Source organism: Rathayibacter sp. KR2-224 (genome assembly GCF_049446075.1).
Lineage (GTDB): Bacteria > Actinomycetota > Actinomycetes > Actinomycetales > Microbacteriaceae > Humibacter.
The window spans coordinates 2,294,389-2,309,574 of sequence record NZ_JBMSEB010000001.1 but is presented as its reverse complement, the minus strand read 5'-3'; the positions used below and the strand labels follow the sequence as shown (position 1 = coordinate 2,309,574).

The window sequence follows — 15,186 nt, the reverse complement described above, 5'->3', positions numbered from 1 at the left end:
GCGAAATGTGTCCCATGAGGCATGCCTCACGAAGAGAACCGAAACATCGATCGAGAGACCTGTCTGATGAGCAAGAGAACGTTCCAGCCGAACAACCGTCGTCGCGCCAAGGTTCACGGCTTCCGCCTGCGCATGCGCACCCGCGCCGGTCGTGCGATCCTCGCCAACCGTCGCCGTAAGGGTCGCACCGAGCTCTCCGCGTAGTTCCGTAGAGTGCGGTGCTCGCCAAGGCGAACCGGATCCGGAGCGGAGCCGACTACCGTCTGACCGTTCGCAAGGGAGCGCGGGTGCACGCACCGAACACGATCACCTACGTGCGGAAGGCATCCGACGGGATGCCCGCGCGCTTCGGCTTCATTGTGAGCAAGGCGGTCGGCGGTGCTGTCGCGCGCAACACGGTCCGACGTCGCCTCAAGGCGGTATGCCGCGACGAGCTTCCGGAGCTCGCGCCCGGCTACGACATCGTCGTGCGAGCGCTGCCAGGGTCCGTGCAGGCGTCGTGGACTACTCTGCAAGGTGAGATCCGCCGAGCCGTCGACAAAGTAGGCGCCCGATGCATGCCGTGATGACGACCGTCCTCCTCTTTCCGAGAAACGTCGCTGTGCTGCTTCTGCGCGCCTATCGGGCGGTGATCTCACCGCTCTACGGCGATGTCTGCCGCTACTACCCTTCGTGCTCTGCCTACGCACTCGGCGCGATCCAGGAGCACGGCGTTCTCGTCGGCACTGCTCTCGGCATCGCCCGCATCGCCCGTTGCCACCCGTGGGCCGCAGGCGGAGTCGATGATGTTCCCCGCAAGAAGACCCCCCGCTATTCCGTCACGCCGTTCGGGTTCGTGGTGGCACGCGGCCACGCAAAAGGATGACCGACTAAGAGATGGACTTCATCTATACGATTCTCTGGCCGATCGAGTGGCTCGTACAGCTGCTGCTGATCGGCTGGCACTGGCTCTGGTCGACCATCGGTCTTGACCCGAACGCCGGTCTCACCTGGGTTCTCTCGATTGTGGGACTCACCGCGGTCATCCGTGCAGCGCTCATTCCGATCTTCGTGCGTCAGATCAAGAATCAGCGAAGGATGCTCGAGGTAGCGCCGCAGCTGAAGAAGATCCAGGACAAGTACAAGGGCAAGAAAGACCAGTTCTCTCGCGAGGCCATGTCGCGCGAGACGATGGAGCTCTACAAGCGCACCGGCACCAATCCGCTGAGCTCCTGCCTTCCGCTGCTCCTGCAGATGCCGGTGTTCTTCAGCCTGTTCCACGTGCTCAACGATGCGCAGCAGGGCAAGGACAGCGTCGGACTGCTCGCTGGTGCAAACCTTCTGCACTCGTTCCAGACGGCCAAGTTCATTGGCGCCCCGCTGAATGCTTCGTTCGGTTCGCAGTGGTCGCTCATGGTCGCAGGCAAGCCGTTCAGCTGGGAAGTCATGCTGATCGCGGCCATCATGGTGCTCCTGATGACCGCGTCGCAGTTCACGACGCAGTTGCAGATCGTCTCCAAGAACATGTCGGCGGAGACGAAGGCGAGCCCCCAGTTCCGTCAGCAGCGAATTCTGCTTTACCTGCTGCCCTTCGTGTTCCTCTTCTCGGGTGTGGCGTTCCCGCTTGGCGTGATGTTCTACTGGCTGACGTCCAACCTCTGGACCATGGGTCAGCAGTGGCTCGTCATCCGCAACATGCCGACACCCGGCAGTGAGGCCGAGAAGGCGCGCGAGGCTCGCCTGGCACGAAAAGGCAAGCTCATTTCGCCAGAGGGTGCCCCGGTGTTGATCGTCGACGAAGTGCCGGCGAAGCCCGTCACGACGCAGCGGCAGCAGCCGGTCAGTAAGAACCGAGCCAAGAAGTCCGGCGGAAAGAAATAGTGAGCATGACAGACGAGACTGCCGTTCACGGGGCAGAGGGATCGCCGATCGATGGCGCCGGTGAGTCCGAGGATGCACAGACCAACGGCGACGTGGTCGAGGTCCAGCGTGTCGGTCGGGTACCCGACGAGGCGGGGCTGGACGAACAGGGCGACGCTGCTGCCGACTACATCGAGGCGTTGCTCGACATCTGCGACCTTGACGGCGACCTTGACATCGATGTGCAGAACGGGCGTCCGTACGTCTCTGTTACTGCGGAAGATCCAGAGGCACTTCGTCTGCTGAGCCGCGCTGAGACGGTGAATGCTCTGCAGGAGCTGGCTCGTCTTGCCGTGCAGGCGAAGACGGCCTCGTTCTCGCGGCTGATCCTGGACATCGGCGGATCGCGGGATGCCCGTAAGCAGGAGCTCGCGGTTCTGGTCGACCGGGCGATCGACCGCATCGAGCAGGGTGCTGCGCAGGCAGCGTTGCCCCCGATGTCGTCGTATGAGCGCAAGATCATCCACGATGTGGTCGCTGAGCGCGGGTTCTCATCGCATTCAGTAGGCGAGGCATCCGAGCGCCACACCGTGATCACCCGCGCTTAAGGCGCCGTTTCACGTGAAACATGACGACTGACGTCGAGGCCGAGCCTGCGTCCGCTGCCGTTCTCTTCGGCGAGCGGCTCGATCTGGCACGCGCGTTCAGCTCCGCTCTCGCCCGAGAAGGAGAAGAACGCGGACTGATCGGACCTCTAGAGCCGCCGCGCTTGTGGACGCGGCATGTGCTCAACTGCGCTGTCGTCGCTCCCCTGTTGGTTGCCGGGGGAACCGTAGGCGATGTCGGCAGCGGCGCCGGGCTTCCGGGACTTGTGCTGGCGATCGCCCGGCCGGACGTGCGGTTCGTTCTGATCGAACCCATGGAACGCCGCGTCGCCTGGCTGCGGGAGCAACGCGAAGCGCTCGGTCTGGAGAACGTGGAAGTGCTGAGGGCGCGGGCCGAGGATGCTCGGCTCGACGCTCCCCTCGAGCAGGTGACGGCTCGTGCCGTGAGTGCCTTCCGAAAGCTGATTCCGATCACCGCGCCGCTTGTCAGGGACGGCGGTGAGCTGGTGCTCATGAAGGGCGCGAATGCGGATGCCGAGATCGCGGCAGCGGGCAAGGAGTTGCGACGTTTCCACATCCGCGATGCGCGCGTGGAGATTCTCGGAACGGGCGTCGTCGACGAAGTCACCAGGGTTATCCGGGCTACAGTGAGATAACTCCGAGCCCCGTCGGTCGTCGCCAGATTCGCGATGCTCGACGGCACCATACGGGCCGCGTTTCACGTGAAACATCCCGAGAAGCAACACGCGAAAGGTACGTTCGCCGGTGGATATGTCGACTCCCCTCGCCAGCGAGGTCGCCGACCTCAGTCGTCGGCGGCAGGCGATCGATGAGATGACGTTGCCGCTGCCTTCACGCACCAGGATCTTCACCATCTCGAATCAGAAGGGCGGCGTCGGCAAGACGACGACGGTCGTCAATCTGTCGGCGGCACTCGCCCGCTCGGGTGCGCGTGTGCTCGTAATCGATCTCGATCCCCAGGGCAACGCATCCACCGCCCTCGGGGTCGAGCACCGCGAAGGCACTCCGAGCGTCTACGACGTCATCGTCAACGACACGGACATGGCCGATGTTGTTCAGGCCTCCCCCGATCAGCGCGATCTCTTCTGCGTTCCCGCGACCATCGATCTGGCGGGCGCCGAGATCGAGTTGGTCTCGATGGTGGCGCGTGAACAGCGCCTGGCAAGGGCGCTCGGCACGTTCCTCGAGGAGATTCCTGAGGGCATCGACTACGTGCTGATCGACTGCCCGCCCTCACTCGGGCTGCTCACCATCAATGCGTTCGTTGCGGCGACCGAGGTGCTCATCCCCATTCAGTGCGAGTACTACGCGCTCGAGGGTCTCAGCCAGCTCCTCAAGAACATCGCGCTCATCGAAAAGCACCTCAATCCGAAGCTCCAGGTGTCCACGATCCTGCTGACCATGTTCGACTCGCGCACCAACCTTGCCCATCAGGTGGCCGAAGAGGTGCGACAGCACTTCCCGAAGCAGGTTCTCGAGACGATCATCCCGAGGTCGGTGCGCATATCTGAGGCGCCGAGCTACGGACAGAGCGTGATCAGCTACGACGCCGCGTCGCCTGGTGCGATCTCGTACCGGGAGGCAGCAGCCGAGATAGCCAAACGCGGAGCCCCGCGCTGATTCCGAATTCTCTTCAAGCACAGTCCGAGGCCGCGACGCGGCAGAACAGGGAACGAAAGACACGATGGCAGCGAAGCGCACGGGTTTGGGTCGCGGAATCGGCGCGCTGATCCCCACCACCACCGACTCGGACGCCAAGCGTCCCGTGGATGTCTTCTTCCACGACAGGGGGGCCTCCGAGGGGAGGCCCGTCACCGACGACGGCCTGGTCGCTGTCCCGGGAGCCCGGCTGGCCAGCCTCTCCCCCGACGACATCGTCCCTAACGCCCAGCAGCCCCGCACGGAGTTCGACCAAGAGGCGATGGACGAGCTTGTGGCGAGCATCCGCGAGGTTGGCGTGCTGCAGCCGGTTGTCGTGAGGCCGATTTCGGCTCTGCCCGGCAAATACGAGTTGATCATGGGCGAGCGCCGGCTGCGCGCGACGAAGACCGTTGGGCTGGATCGGATCCCGGCCGTCGTCAAGGACACCGCCGACGAGAACATGCTCCGGGACGCCCTGCTCGAGAATCTGCACAGATCGCAGCTCAATCCGCTCGAGGAGGCATCCGCCTACCAGCAGCTTCTGGCCGATTTCGGTATCACGCAGGACGAACTCGCCACGCGGATTGGGCGATCGCGTCCGCAGATCACCAACACGATCCGACTGCTCAAGCTGCCGGCGCCTGTGCAGCAGCGCGTTGCCGCGGGCGTACTGAGCGCGGGCCACGCGAGGGCCATCCTCGCCGCGGGTGATGTCGACGCCATGCAGCGCGTCGCGGACAAGATCGTCAATGAGGACCTCTCCGTGCGTGCGGCGGAGGCTCTGGTCAGTGCAACGCCCAAGCAGGTGAAGCCTCGACCCGCTGCCGGAAAGCGACAGTCGCACCTCGATGAGATCGCCGAGCGGCTCGGTGACCGCCTGAACACCAGGGTCAAGGTCGCGCTTGGCGCACGAAAGGGTCAGATCACCATCGAGTTCGCCTCGGTACAAGACCTCAATCGCATCCTCGGCGAGATCGGCGAGACCCCTTACGCGGGCTGAACGCCCCGAGCAGGCAGTGCCGCCTTGCGCGTCGGCTGGCGCGAGGCTCGATTGGTCGATGGCATCGCCGTTCGACACCGGTTCATGTGGATCTGCGTGGCCATGTAGTGCACGTCTCGCCACGCACTACATCGCTGATTGGTGGCTGCGCGGCACAACTGCGATGATCGGATGCCATGCAGAGCCTCCGCGATCGACTGCGTTCAACACCTTCCGTTACCGGCCTTGCTCCGGAATGGGACCCCGATTCGGCTCCCGACGACCCGAGCGAGCTCTTCGTCGAATGGCTGCTGCACGCGCTGGATGCCCGAGTCACGGAACCGCTTGCGGCGACACTGTCGACTGTCGACGAGTCCGGGGCGCCCGACGCCCGCGTGCTGATGCTGAAGGACGTGACCGCGGACTTCCGCCTCGAAATCGCGACGGGTGGCGAGTCGGCGAAGAGTGCACAACTCGCACACGATGCGCGATGCGCGATGACCTTCTACTGGCCGGCGGTTGCTCGAGCGGTGCGCGTACGGGGCGTCGCAACCCGTGCGCCGAGAGACGATGCGGCCACCGACTTCCTCGCCAGGCACCCTGATGCCCGAGCCGTCGCCCTGCTCGAGAAACAGAGCACCCCTATGGCAGACCCGGCGAGCCACGAACAACTGATCGCGGAACAGCGTGCCCGGATGGAACGCGAACCCGAGGTCGTCGCACCGGACTGGACCCTCTGGCAGGTTACGCCTACTCGTGTCGAGTTCTGGCAAGGTGCGCCGAGTCGCGACCACCTGAGGCTGCAGTACATCCGCGAGGCGACTCGCTGGACACGCAGACGGCTCTGGCCGTAAAGGCGAGTTCGGGAGCCGTGTTGTTTCACGTGAAACATCGGGGGTTTGAGTCAATTCCGCCGGTGAGCTTGGGTCGACTGAGCGAACGTGGTGGCGCTGGTCCTTGCGTGGTCGCATCGGAGTGACCATTTCTGTATGAGACGACGTGCGCAGGCCATTGGGACACCTGGAGGTCCGAACTGCCAGCTGGCACGTGATCTCGGAGCCCCCATCTAGGACCACCGATCTCGGAGCCCCGACCTCGAACCCCGATCTCCGAACGCGAAGCTCCGATGACCGGGCTCTGAACACCAGGTTCCCAACAACGGGCTCCGAACCCCGGGCTCGCAACACCGGGCTCGCAACACCGGGCTCGCAACACCGGGCTCGCAACACCGGGCTCGCAACACCGGGCTCGCAACACGGGCCTCCGAAGACCGAGCTCCCGCCGCTAAGCTCCCGACCACCAGGCTCCGAAGACCGGGCTCCCCACGCCAAGCCACTAGCACCAAGCTCCGACGTTCCGACTTGGAAGGCCTGGTTCCCGAAGGGGCTGGTTCCGTCAGGATCACTAGGGGCTGAATTGGCACCGCGCATGTTTCACGTGAAACCACGCTTGCCGCGACGACGGCAGTTCTGCTCTAAGAATGGAGGCGGGCGTGCAGGCCGGGGCGACCAACGAGCGCCCACGCCCGCAACGGTTTCACGTGAAACATTGCGACCGACTCGTCCCGACTCTTCTGACCGACGAGTGCGGGCGATTGGGCCCTGTCCCCATGCATGCAGCAAGACTGTGACCGGAGCAGAGACCTCGCAAAGAGTGCCACCCGGAAGCCGGCCCGGCCAACCTCGCTGACCATGGGTAGGTCAGGGCGGCGAATTCAAGAGGTGGCCGGCCAATCGCGCGAGGTCTGCGCGGCTCGTGCTCCAGGTCTCGGCTAACCAGGGCAGGAGCTGGCGAGAGCGGCTGCCTGGCCGGGGCGACTGCCTGGCCGGGTGACTGCCTGGCCGGGTGACTGCCTTGCCAGAACCGCTGCCTGGCCAGAACCGCTGGCCGGTACCACTCGCTGCGGCCGGAGCGAGTGTCCAGCCAGGGTGTCCACCGCCGGAGCTAGTGCCCGGCCCGAGCTACTGCCCCCGGCCCGAACCACTGTCCGGCGTCATTCAGTCCGGCACGAGTGACACGGCACGAGAGACGGCCCAGCTAGGACTGCTACCCGGCCAGAGCTGCCGCCCAGCTAGAGCTACTTCCCGACCAGACATCGCCCGGCGAGTCATTGCCCGGCGAGTCATTGCCCGGCGAGTCACTGCCCGGCGAGTCACTGCCCGGCTAGAGCCAACCCGTCGCGGATGGCCTGCTCGGCGAGCCCGGCGTAGACGGCGCCGAGATCGAAGCCGGCAGCCTCGATAGCGAGCGGTACCAGGGACGTCTCGGTGAGCCCGGGCAGTACGTTGGCCTCCAGGAACCACGGCTGACCATCGGGATCGACGATGAGGTCGACCCTGGACAAATGCCGAAGACCGAGCGCCTCGTGAGCGGCGATGGCGGCTTCCGCGACGCGGTCGGTCGCGGCAACCGTCAGGCGGGCAGGTGTGAAGAAGCTCGTCTCCCCCGCGTTGTACCGCGCCTCGAATCCGTAGACGCCGTTTCGCGGAACGATCTCCACCGCCGGAAGGGCCACGGGACCCGCGCCGGTATCGAGAACGGTCACAGCGACCTCGATACCCGTCACGCGGCGTTCGATCAACGCAACCTCATTGTAGGTGTAGGCGTTCACGAGGGCGCGCGGCAGGTCTGCGATGTCATCGACGAACGTGACGCCCTGCGCCGATCCACCTTCGGCCGGCTTGACGACGAGTGGCGCGGTGAGGGCATCGCCGAGTGCCTCGAGCACACTGACGGCGCCGAGTTCGCGGAACGTCTCGGTCGGTAGCGTGACGGATGCCGGTGTCTGCACCCCTGCGCGGGCAACCACCGTCTTCGCCACGGGCTTGAGCCAGGCGAGGCGTGCCGCCTCGGCGTCGGCGCCCACGAAGGGGATACCCGCTGTCGTCAGCAGTGCGCGGAGCGCCCCGTTCTCTCCGCTGGCTCCGTGGAGGGCGGGCCACACGACATCCGGATCGAGGTCGCGAATGGCCGCAAGAAGCGACGAGTCCGGCTCGCGCACGGTCACCCGGTGTCCGTGCGCGGCCAAACCGTCGGCGACGCGCCTGCCCGAGCGGAGCGAGACATCCCTTTCATGGGACAGCCCGCCCGCGAGGACCAGCACGTTCAATCGTTCGAAGTCGGTCATTGTCGACCCTTCCCCGGTCGGAGCTAGCGGAGGTCGGATGGCGGGAACGTGTCGGTGAAGGCACGTTCGGCGCGCAGCCGGCCGGTGCCGGCGAAAGTATCGAGCAGATCGAGCTCGCCGTTGATCACGTTGGCCAGTCTGCGGACGCCGACGCGGATGGCATCCGGTGTCGGATAGCAGAAGGACAGGCGCATGTTCTGAGTGCCGTCCCCGTTCGCATGGAACGCCGTGCCCGGGGTGTATGCGACGAGTTCGGTCACCGCTCTCGGAAGCATCGCCTTCGAGTCGAGCACCTCCGGCAGGTTGAGCCACACGTAGAACCCGCCGTTCGGGTTGGTCCAGCTGAGCTCGGGCAGGTGCTCCTCCAGCGCTGAGATCATCGCCTCTTTGCGCTCGCGATAGACGCCCCGGAACGTGTCGATCTGACCGCGCCAGTCGGCGTCGCTGAGGTATTGCGACACGACGAGCTGCGTGAACGAACTGGGCGACAACACGGCGGCCTCATTGGCGAGGATGAGCTTCTCCCGGATGGCGTGCGGTGCCAGCGCCCATCCGACGCGGAACCCAGGGGCGAGGGTCTTGGAGAAGGTGCCGAGGTAGACCACACCATCGTCGTCGATCGACCGCATCGCCGCAGGAGGCTTCTGCTCGAAGTACAGCAGGCCGTAGGGGTTGTCCTCGAGCACGAGGATGCCGTTCTCCCGGCAGATTTCGAGGATCTCGAGCCGCCGCTCCCACGTCAGCGTGACGCCGGCGGGGTTGTGGAACGTGGGGATCGTGTAGAGGAACTTGATGCGCCTGCCCACGGCCCGCGCGTTCGCGATGTGCTCGCGCAGGGCATCCGGAATCAAGCCGTGCTCATCCATAGGCACGTGGTCGACCTCGGCTTGGTACGACTTGAAGATCACAAGCGCCGTCACGTAGCTGGGGCCTTCGGCGAGCACCAGATCGCCCGGATCGATGAAGAGCTTCGAGAAGAGCTCGAGCGCGTGCTGCGACCCCGTGGTGACGATCACATCGTCGGCACTGGCGCTGATGCCCTCGAGAGCCATCACCTCGGTGATCTGTTCACGTAGGAGGGGAATCCCCTGACCAGAGCCGTATTGCAGGGCCACGGGACCACGTTCGCGCATGACGCGCTCCATGGCGCCGACCACGAGGTCCTCGGGAAGAGCGGAGACGTACGGCATACCGCCCGCGAGCGAGACCACCTCGGGTCTGGACGCGACTGCGAACAAAGCTCGAACCTCACTGGCGGCCAGGCCGGCCGTGCGCTGCGCATACAACGAGAACCAGGGGTCGAGGTTGTTGCCCGCGGTGTGCGGGCCGCCGTTTTCAATCACGTTTCATTCCGTTCTGAGCGTGGATTCCATGCTAGGGGATGCCGATCCGAGGGCCGGCTCCGGAGGTTGTGGTGCGAAGGTATGTGCGGGTATAGAAAACGCCCGCCCGGCGTGTGCCGGACGGGCGTGAAAGCCTGTGACCGACTACGAGATGTAGGCGGCCAGGTCGGCTTCGAGGGCAGGCTTCGGCTTGGCACCGATGACGGTCTTCACGACCTCGCCGCCTTGGTAGACCTTCAGTGCTGGGATCGAGGTGATCTGGTACTTGAAAGCGGTCTGCGGGTTCTCGTCCACGTTGAGCTTGACGATCTCGATCTTGTCACCGTGCTCGGCGGCGATCTGGTCGAGGATCGGCGCGACTGCACGACACGGCCCGCACCACTCGGCCCAGAAGTCGACGAGGATGGTCTTGTCGGAGTCGAGCACGTCCTGCTGGAACGTGGCGTCGGTGACGGACTTGGCGGTGGACATTGTTCTCCTTCTATCGGTTCGGCGCCGCCTCGGCGGCGCGAAAGGCTTTCGGCTCTTCGCGCCGGCTCAGTTGGCCAGGGCGAGGGTTTCGTGTTCGGCCTGGTCGAGTGCGGCCAGGTAGTGCTCGGCGTCCAGTGCGGCGACGGTTCCGCTCGCAGCTGCCGTGACGGCCTGACGGTAGGTCGGGTCGATCACGTCGCCCGCTGCGAAGACGCCTGGCAAGTTGGTCTTGGAGCTGCGTCCCTCGACTGCGATGGTGCCGGCGGGCGTGAGTTCTAGCTGTCCATGCACGAGGTGCGTGCGAGGGTCGTTACCGATGGCGACGAACACGCCGTCCAGCGCGAGGTTGCTCTGCTCTCCGGTCACGGTGTCGCGCAGCGTCACACCGGTGACTGCTGTCTCGCCATTGATCGCTGCGACCTCGCTGTTCCAGACGAACTCGATCTTGTCGTTCTCGAACGCGCGATCCTGCATGATTTTGGATGCCCGCAGCTGGTCGCGACGGTGGATCACGTAAACCTTCGACGCGAACCGCGTCAGGAACGTCGCCTCCTCGATAGCGGAGTCGCCGCCGCCGACAACAGCGATGGTCTTCTGGCGGAAGAAGAAGCCGTCACAGGTGGCACACCAGGAAAGGCCGTGTCCCGAGAGGTGCTCCTCCTCCGGCAAGCCCAGCTTGCGGTAGGCGGAACCGGTTGCGAAGATGACCGACTTCGCCTCCAGCGTGTCTCCGCCCCCAACGTTCACCTTCTTGACGTCGCCGGAGAGGTCGAGCGAAACGACGTCGTCGTACAACACCTCGGCGCCGAACTTCTCGGCCTGAACCTGCAGCTTCGCCATCAGGTCGGGACCCATGATGCCGTCCGGGAAGCCCGGGAAGTTCTCCACCTCTGTGGTGTTCATCAACTCGCCGCCGGCCTCGACCGAACTGGCGATCACGAGGGGCTCGAGGTTGGCGCGCGCAGCATAGATGGCCGCCGTGTAACCCGCCGGGCCGGAACCGATGATGATGATCTGCCGCACGTGCTCTCCTCGTCTCACCAGCGCCCTCGTCTTCGGACTATCGGCGCCGGGCGAGCGCACGGTTTTCACGTCTTAAGCGCTCGCTGTGGTGTGAAACACAGTGTAGGCGGATGCTATTCCACGGCACCTGCACGCGTCGGCGAGTGACGTCGTCAGCGACCTCGACTCCGGGACCGGACGGGGATCCGGGCACGCAGAACCGACCACGCGAGCAAGAACTCCTCTGTGCGCAAAAGCCGCAGCATCACGGCGTAGATCACCAGCATGACGACGCCGATCACCGCGATCGCCACCACGGCGGTCAGTCGGCTGGCGACCGCGAAGCCGTTGGACGTTCCACCCAGGAGGACGAGTACGCCGAAGCCCGCGACGCCCGCCAGGAGGGCCGAAACCAGATAGCGCCAAAGACCGCTCAGAATGCGTCGGCCGTCCACCCCGTGCATGCGGCGGCGCAGGAGCACGGCCGCGATGATCGCTTGAACAGTCCCGGCCGTCGACACGGCGAACGCGATGGCCATGGCTCGGTACTCGGGAGCGACCATGAGGCAGAGCAGCACACCAGCGATGACGACGACGACCTGGGCCAGCGTGAAGAGGAACGGGGTTCGAGTGTCACCCAGCGAGTAGAACGCGCGTTGGATGACGAAGAGAACGCAGAATGGCACCAGACCCACGGCGTAGCCGATCAGCACATTGCCCATCTGGCTATAGGCAGAGGGCGTGAACACCGTGGCAATTGGATAAGCCGCGACGATGATTGCGACGGAGAAAAAGCTGATCAGGGACGCAATCATCCGCGTTGCAGTGGAGAAGTCAACGCGGAAAGAGCTCAGGTCGCCGCGGTTCGCGTGCTCGGACATGCGCGTGTAATAGGCCGTGACGATCGAGACGGCGATGATCGAGTGCGGCAGCATGAAGATGAGCCAGGACTGCGTCATTGCGGCGACGGACGCCACGTTCAAATTCCCGACGGTGTTGGCGACGTTCACCTCGATGAGGCCGGCGACCTGTGTGAGGATCAGCATCGCGAACGTCCAGCCGGCGGCCTTGCCCGCTGTTCCGAGGTCGACGCCGCGCCAGCGGAAGTCGAAGCGAAACTTCAGCCCCACTCTGCGCCAGAAGAAGAACAGCACGATCGCCTGCACGGCAATGCCGAGCGTGGCTCCGCCTCCGAGCAACGCGATCATGCCGGGCGTCCAGGCCCCGATGTGGCGGTGACTATTCGGGTCGGCACCGAACGCGAGGATGAACACGACGAGCGTGGCGATGCTGACGACGTTGTTGAATACGGGTGCCCACGTGAACGGTCCGAAGGACTTCCGCGCGTTGAGCACCTCGCCGAGCAGCGTGTACAGACCGAGGAAGAAGATCTGGGGAAGCGACCAGTATGCGAACGCGGTGACGAGGCCCGCGTACGCACCTCGGGCACCGAACAGCTGGGCGAGGAATGGCGCCAGGAGCGTGGCGACGAGAGCGACGGCCGCGAAGATCAGGATGCCCAGCGTGACGAGCTTGTTGATGTAGCCCTTGCCGCCGTCTGCATGAACGGATGCCCGCACGATCTGCGGAACGAGTACGGCGCTCAGGATTCCCTGCGCGATGATCGCGTAGATGCTGTTCGGCACCTGCGTCGCGGTGCCATAGGCGTTGGCTCCGACCGCGATCACCCCGATCGCCTGGATCAGCACCCACGAACGCACGAAGCCCAGCACCCGGGAGACCATCGTGCCGGAGGCGAGCATCGCGCTCGCCCGACCGACGCTAGCCACGGGGACTCCCTTCGTCGCCGACCGAGCCATCACGGGCATCCGCGTGGACTTGTGCGTCGGTGCCACTCGGGGCATCCGTTCCGGGCTCCGAACCGGCGTCACTCTGCGCAGACGTGACGTCTTCCGCACCTGGGTCACTCTGAGCATCCGTGCCGGCGTCGTCAGAGTCAGACTCAGCATCCGACTCGGCTGCCTTCTCACCATCGTCGGCGGCCGAGCCCCGCGCCCTGACGCGCCTCACGATGCTGCGGGTGAGTCCGAAGCCGAAGAAGAGCACGAAGGCGATGCCCAGGATGAGGGCACCCAGGCCCTCCCAGTCGGCGTGCACGTCGATGGCGGCCGTCTGTGCTGTGCCGATCGGCAGGCCCGTCGGGCTGTACAGCTGCAGCCCGAGCCGTACGCTTCCGTTGCCGAGCTTGGCTTTCACCGGCACGAGCACCTTGGCGCTCGCCTTCGCCGGGATGGTCTTGGCCGTGTCCGAGTCCACCTCGAGCCTGTTGTTCGACGGAGTTGCACGCAGCACGATGTTGACCGGTAGGTCGAATGCGTTCGTCACGGTCACCGGGATGAGGCTCTGCGCGCTTGCGACGGTGATCTTGCCCGTCGGGTCGATCTTCACCGAGCCGAGGGTTTGGGCCGCCTTCGCGTGGAACGCTGCGACCGCCGCGGGCCAGTTGTTGTCCGACTGACGCCAGGCGACGCCGAGCAGCGACAGCAGCTCGTTGCGGGTCTGCCCCGTGAGCGCCGTGGGATCCGCGAGCAGGGTGGCGAAGGCATCCAGGTTGCCCGCGTCGTTCCTGAGTGCCTGCGCGGCGGCGATGCGTGCTCCGTCGGGTGAGGCATCCTGCAGCTCCAGACCGCTGGAAATGGGCGCCGTGAGGGCGTCGCGCAGTGAGGATGCCGTGACCCACGGAAGTGCGAACACCGTGTCGAGCGCGTGGCTGGCCTCGGTCGAGTTCGCCGGCCAGTCGCGATCAAGTCCGGCGAGGATGATGCTTCCTCCCGAGCTCTGCGTGCTGATCTCGGCGAGCTGCGCTGTGACGGATGCCAGTGCCGCGTTCTCCTCGTCGGTCCCGATCGCGGTCACGACCGAACGCAGAGCGTCGCTGACGCCTTGGTCTGTGACCACGGCGACGCCTCCTTTGACCGGCATCGGAGCGTTCGGGGTGACCGAGAGGGATGACTGGTTGGTGTTGGATCCGGAGACGATGGCAGAGGGGTAGCCATTGGCCGCAAGGGCATCGATGTCGCTGGCGCGGAGGCTGCCGTCCGCGGGCCAGGCGATGCCACTGAACGTGTACGGCCAGGACAACAGCTGGGCGGTCGTCGGAACGTTCGGCTGCTGTGTCGTGGGCGTCGGGGTCGGTGTGACGAACGGATTGGTGGTCGCCGTCGGCGTGGGCTCAGGCGTCTCCCCCACCGAGAGCTGGCTGGGGAAGTTGCGCGGATCCATGGCGTAGTTGAACGACGTCGGCGCCAGCAGCGAGGCCAGGCCGGACTGCAGTTGCGCGGCCACGTCTGCATCTCCGTATTGAAGCGGGAACGAGTCGTTCGTGAGCGAGTCGAGCTGCGAAAGCCACGCCTGTGCGCTCTGCGGCGCCGACGTGCCCAGTACCCGGATGGACGCGATGATCATGGGGTCGATCGCGATCGCCATCGACGGGTGATCGCGCGCGAGGTCGAGCTGCCTGGTCAGCAGGCCGTCGGCCGCCGTGTACGTCGCGAGGTCGTCAGGGGCGATAAGCCCGTTGGAGGTCGGTGGCACCGTTATGGGCATGGCAATCGCCAGACCCACCTGGTGCTGCGCCCCCGTGCCCTCGTACGTGAGGCTCGAGTAACCCTTGCCGATGGTCCCGCCGGCATCCGTAACGGTGGCTTCGAGCCCGTACACCGCAGTCGCGCCCGAGAGTCCGACCGTCTGCTCCGGGATGGTGAACGTGGCGACTCGCTGGTTGGTGCCAGCTGTGACGCCCTGCGTGGGCACGGAGGCGAGCACGCGCGTTGCCGGGTCGTCACCGCCCGGCTTGAGCCAGGCATCCAGGTCGTCCCGCGAGTCGAGGGGCTTCTGAGTGATCGCGATGGTCGCTGTTCCCGGGCTGACGACCTTGGAGGTGGTGTTCGCAATGGTGATCGTGACGGTCACCGACTGGCCGGCCGATTGCGTTCCCGCGTTCCCGGCGTACAAGGCGACGGTGGGCGAATCCCCGTCGCCGTCGGAGTCCGTGTGGGATCCCTGCGGCCGGCTGTCAGAGACGGTGACCGCCGCCCCCGAAGCCGAGGGGGCTGACACCGCGATCGCCAGGGCGGCACACGCGGCAAGCAGTGCACCCCAACGACCCCGTCCCCTCATCAGCCGCATGCGGCAGCG

The 15,186-nt window shown here is 65.4% G+C and carries 15 protein-coding genes; 9 read left to right on the top strand and 6 right to left on the bottom strand.

What is annotated here, in order from left to right; all coding sequences use genetic code 11:
• Nucleotides 1–66 precede the first annotated feature (66 nt).
• The 9 genes from rpmH to ACO2Q7_RS10560 all read left to right on the top strand — a co-directional run bounded on the left by rpmH (nucleotide 67) and on the right by ACO2Q7_RS10560 (nucleotide 5,939).
• On the top strand, nucleotides 67–204 hold the full coding sequence (rpmH, locus tag ACO2Q7_RS10600) for a 50S ribosomal protein L34 (protein ID WP_026940492.1): 138 nt from the start codon (nucleotides 67–69) through the stop codon (nucleotides 202–204).
• Nucleotides 205–218: 14 nt separating this feature from the next.
• Nucleotides 219–566 (top strand): ribonuclease P protein component, encoded by a 348-nt coding sequence (rnpA, locus tag ACO2Q7_RS10595; RefSeq protein WP_423355572.1) that lies wholly within the window; start codon nucleotides 219–221, stop codon nucleotides 564–566.
• On the top strand, nucleotides 566–865 hold the full coding sequence (gene yidD / locus ACO2Q7_RS10590; RefSeq protein WP_423355571.1) for a membrane protein insertion efficiency factor YidD: 300 nt from the start codon (nucleotides 566–568) through the stop codon (nucleotides 863–865). The genes rnpA and yidD overlap by 1 nt, the downstream gene beginning before the upstream one ends.
• Before the next feature lie 11 nt (nucleotides 866–876).
• Complete coding sequence (yidC, locus tag ACO2Q7_RS10585; RefSeq protein ID WP_423355570.1) at nucleotides 877–1,860, top strand: membrane protein insertase YidC; 984 nt, start codon at nucleotides 877–879, stop codon at nucleotides 1,858–1,860.
• Between the two features lie 5 nt (nucleotides 1,861–1,865).
• Nucleotides 1,866–2,447, top strand: a complete 582-nt coding sequence (locus ACO2Q7_RS10580; RefSeq protein WP_423355569.1) for a protein jag — start codon at nucleotides 1,866–1,868, stop codon at nucleotides 2,445–2,447.
• A 20-nt stretch (nucleotides 2,448–2,467) separates the two neighbouring features.
• Entirely contained in the window at nucleotides 2,468–3,100 is a 633-nt protein-coding gene (gene rsmG / locus ACO2Q7_RS10575) for a 16S rRNA (guanine(527)-N(7))-methyltransferase RsmG (protein WP_423355568.1), read from the top strand.
• A gap of 115 nt (nucleotides 3,101–3,215) precedes the next feature.
• The gene (locus ACO2Q7_RS10570) at nucleotides 3,216–4,085 is read left to right on the top strand and encodes a ParA family protein (RefSeq protein WP_423355567.1); all 870 of its coding nucleotides are present in this window, start codon (nucleotides 3,216–3,218) and stop codon (nucleotides 4,083–4,085) included.
• 64 nt (nucleotides 4,086–4,149) lie between these two features.
• Nucleotides 4,150–5,106, top strand: a complete 957-nt coding sequence (locus ACO2Q7_RS10565; protein ID WP_423355566.1) for a ParB/RepB/Spo0J family partition protein — start codon at nucleotides 4,150–4,152, stop codon at nucleotides 5,104–5,106.
• Nucleotides 5,107–5,282: 176 nt separating this feature from the next.
• On the top strand, nucleotides 5,283–5,939 hold the full coding sequence (locus ACO2Q7_RS10560) for a pyridoxine/pyridoxamine 5'-phosphate oxidase (RefSeq protein WP_423355565.1): 657 nt from the start codon (nucleotides 5,283–5,285) through the stop codon (nucleotides 5,937–5,939).
• Nucleotides 5,940–7,237: 1,298 nt separating this feature from the next.
• On the opposite strand, the gene ACO2Q7_RS10555 is transcribed toward ACO2Q7_RS10560, so the two are convergent.
• The 6 genes from ACO2Q7_RS10555 to ACO2Q7_RS10530 all read right to left on the bottom strand — a co-directional run bounded on the left by ACO2Q7_RS10555 (nucleotide 7,238) and on the right by ACO2Q7_RS10530 (nucleotide 15,168).
• Nucleotides 7,238–8,212, bottom strand: a complete 975-nt coding sequence (locus ACO2Q7_RS10555) for a D-alanine--D-alanine ligase family protein (RefSeq protein WP_423355564.1) — start codon at nucleotides 8,210–8,212, stop codon at nucleotides 7,238–7,240.
• 23 nt (nucleotides 8,213–8,235) lie between these two features.
• Nucleotides 8,236–9,555 (bottom strand): PLP-dependent aminotransferase family protein, encoded by a 1,320-nt coding sequence (locus ACO2Q7_RS10550; RefSeq protein ID WP_423355563.1) that lies wholly within the window; start codon nucleotides 9,553–9,555, stop codon nucleotides 8,236–8,238.
• 144 nt (nucleotides 9,556–9,699) lie between these two features.
• Complete coding sequence (trxA, locus tag ACO2Q7_RS10545) at nucleotides 9,700–10,026, bottom strand: thioredoxin (protein WP_423355562.1); 327 nt, start codon at nucleotides 10,024–10,026, stop codon at nucleotides 9,700–9,702.
• 66 nt (nucleotides 10,027–10,092) lie between these two features.
• Nucleotides 10,093–11,049 carry a thioredoxin-disulfide reductase gene (gene trxB, locus ACO2Q7_RS10540; protein ID WP_423355561.1) on the bottom strand — a complete coding sequence of 319 codons (957 nt, stop codon included), beginning with the start codon at nucleotides 11,047–11,049 and terminating at the stop codon, nucleotides 10,093–10,095.
• A gap of 152 nt (nucleotides 11,050–11,201) precedes the next feature.
• Nucleotides 11,202–12,818, bottom strand: coding sequence for a murein biosynthesis integral membrane protein MurJ (murJ, locus tag ACO2Q7_RS10535; RefSeq protein ID WP_423355560.1), 1,617 nt, complete (start codon nucleotides 12,816–12,818; stop codon nucleotides 11,202–11,204).
• Nucleotides 12,811–15,168 carry a DUF6049 family protein gene (locus ACO2Q7_RS10530; protein WP_423355559.1) on the bottom strand — a complete coding sequence of 786 codons (2,358 nt, stop codon included), beginning with the start codon at nucleotides 15,166–15,168 and terminating at the stop codon, nucleotides 12,811–12,813. The genes murJ and ACO2Q7_RS10530 overlap by 8 nt, the downstream gene beginning before the upstream one ends.
• Nucleotides 15,169–15,186 lie beyond the last annotated feature (18 nt).

Coding starts and splice junctions, on each gene's coding strand:
- ACO2Q7_RS10565 (WP_423355566.1), top strand. CDS start 4,150: ATGGCAGCGAAGCGCACGGGTTTGGGTCGCGGAATCGGCGCGCTGATC.
- ACO2Q7_RS10530 (WP_423355559.1), bottom strand. CDS start 15,168: ATGAGGGGACGGGGTCGTTGGGGTGCACTGCTTGCCGCGTGTGCCGCC.
- yidD (WP_423355571.1), top strand. CDS start 566: ATGACGACCGTCCTCCTCTTTCCGAGAAACGTCGCTGTGCTGCTTCTG.
- trxA (WP_423355562.1), bottom strand. CDS start 10,026: ATGTCCACCGCCAAGTCCGTCACCGACGCCACGTTCCAGCAGGACGTG.
- rpmH (WP_026940492.1), top strand. CDS start 67: ATGAGCAAGAGAACGTTCCAGCCGAACAACCGTCGTCGCGCCAAGGTT.
- ACO2Q7_RS10570 (WP_423355567.1), top strand. CDS start 3,216: ATGTCGACTCCCCTCGCCAGCGAGGTCGCCGACCTCAGTCGTCGGCGG.
- ACO2Q7_RS10580 (WP_423355569.1), top strand. CDS start 1,866: ATGACAGACGAGACTGCCGTTCACGGGGCAGAGGGATCGCCGATCGAT.
- ACO2Q7_RS10560 (WP_423355565.1), top strand. CDS start 5,283: ATGCAGAGCCTCCGCGATCGACTGCGTTCAACACCTTCCGTTACCGGC.
- ACO2Q7_RS10555 (WP_423355564.1), bottom strand. CDS start 8,212: ATGACCGACTTCGAACGATTGAACGTGCTGGTCCTCGCGGGCGGGCTG.
- rsmG (WP_423355568.1), top strand. CDS start 2,468: ATGACGACTGACGTCGAGGCCGAGCCTGCGTCCGCTGCCGTTCTCTTC.
- yidC (WP_423355570.1), top strand. CDS start 877: ATGGACTTCATCTATACGATTCTCTGGCCGATCGAGTGGCTCGTACAG.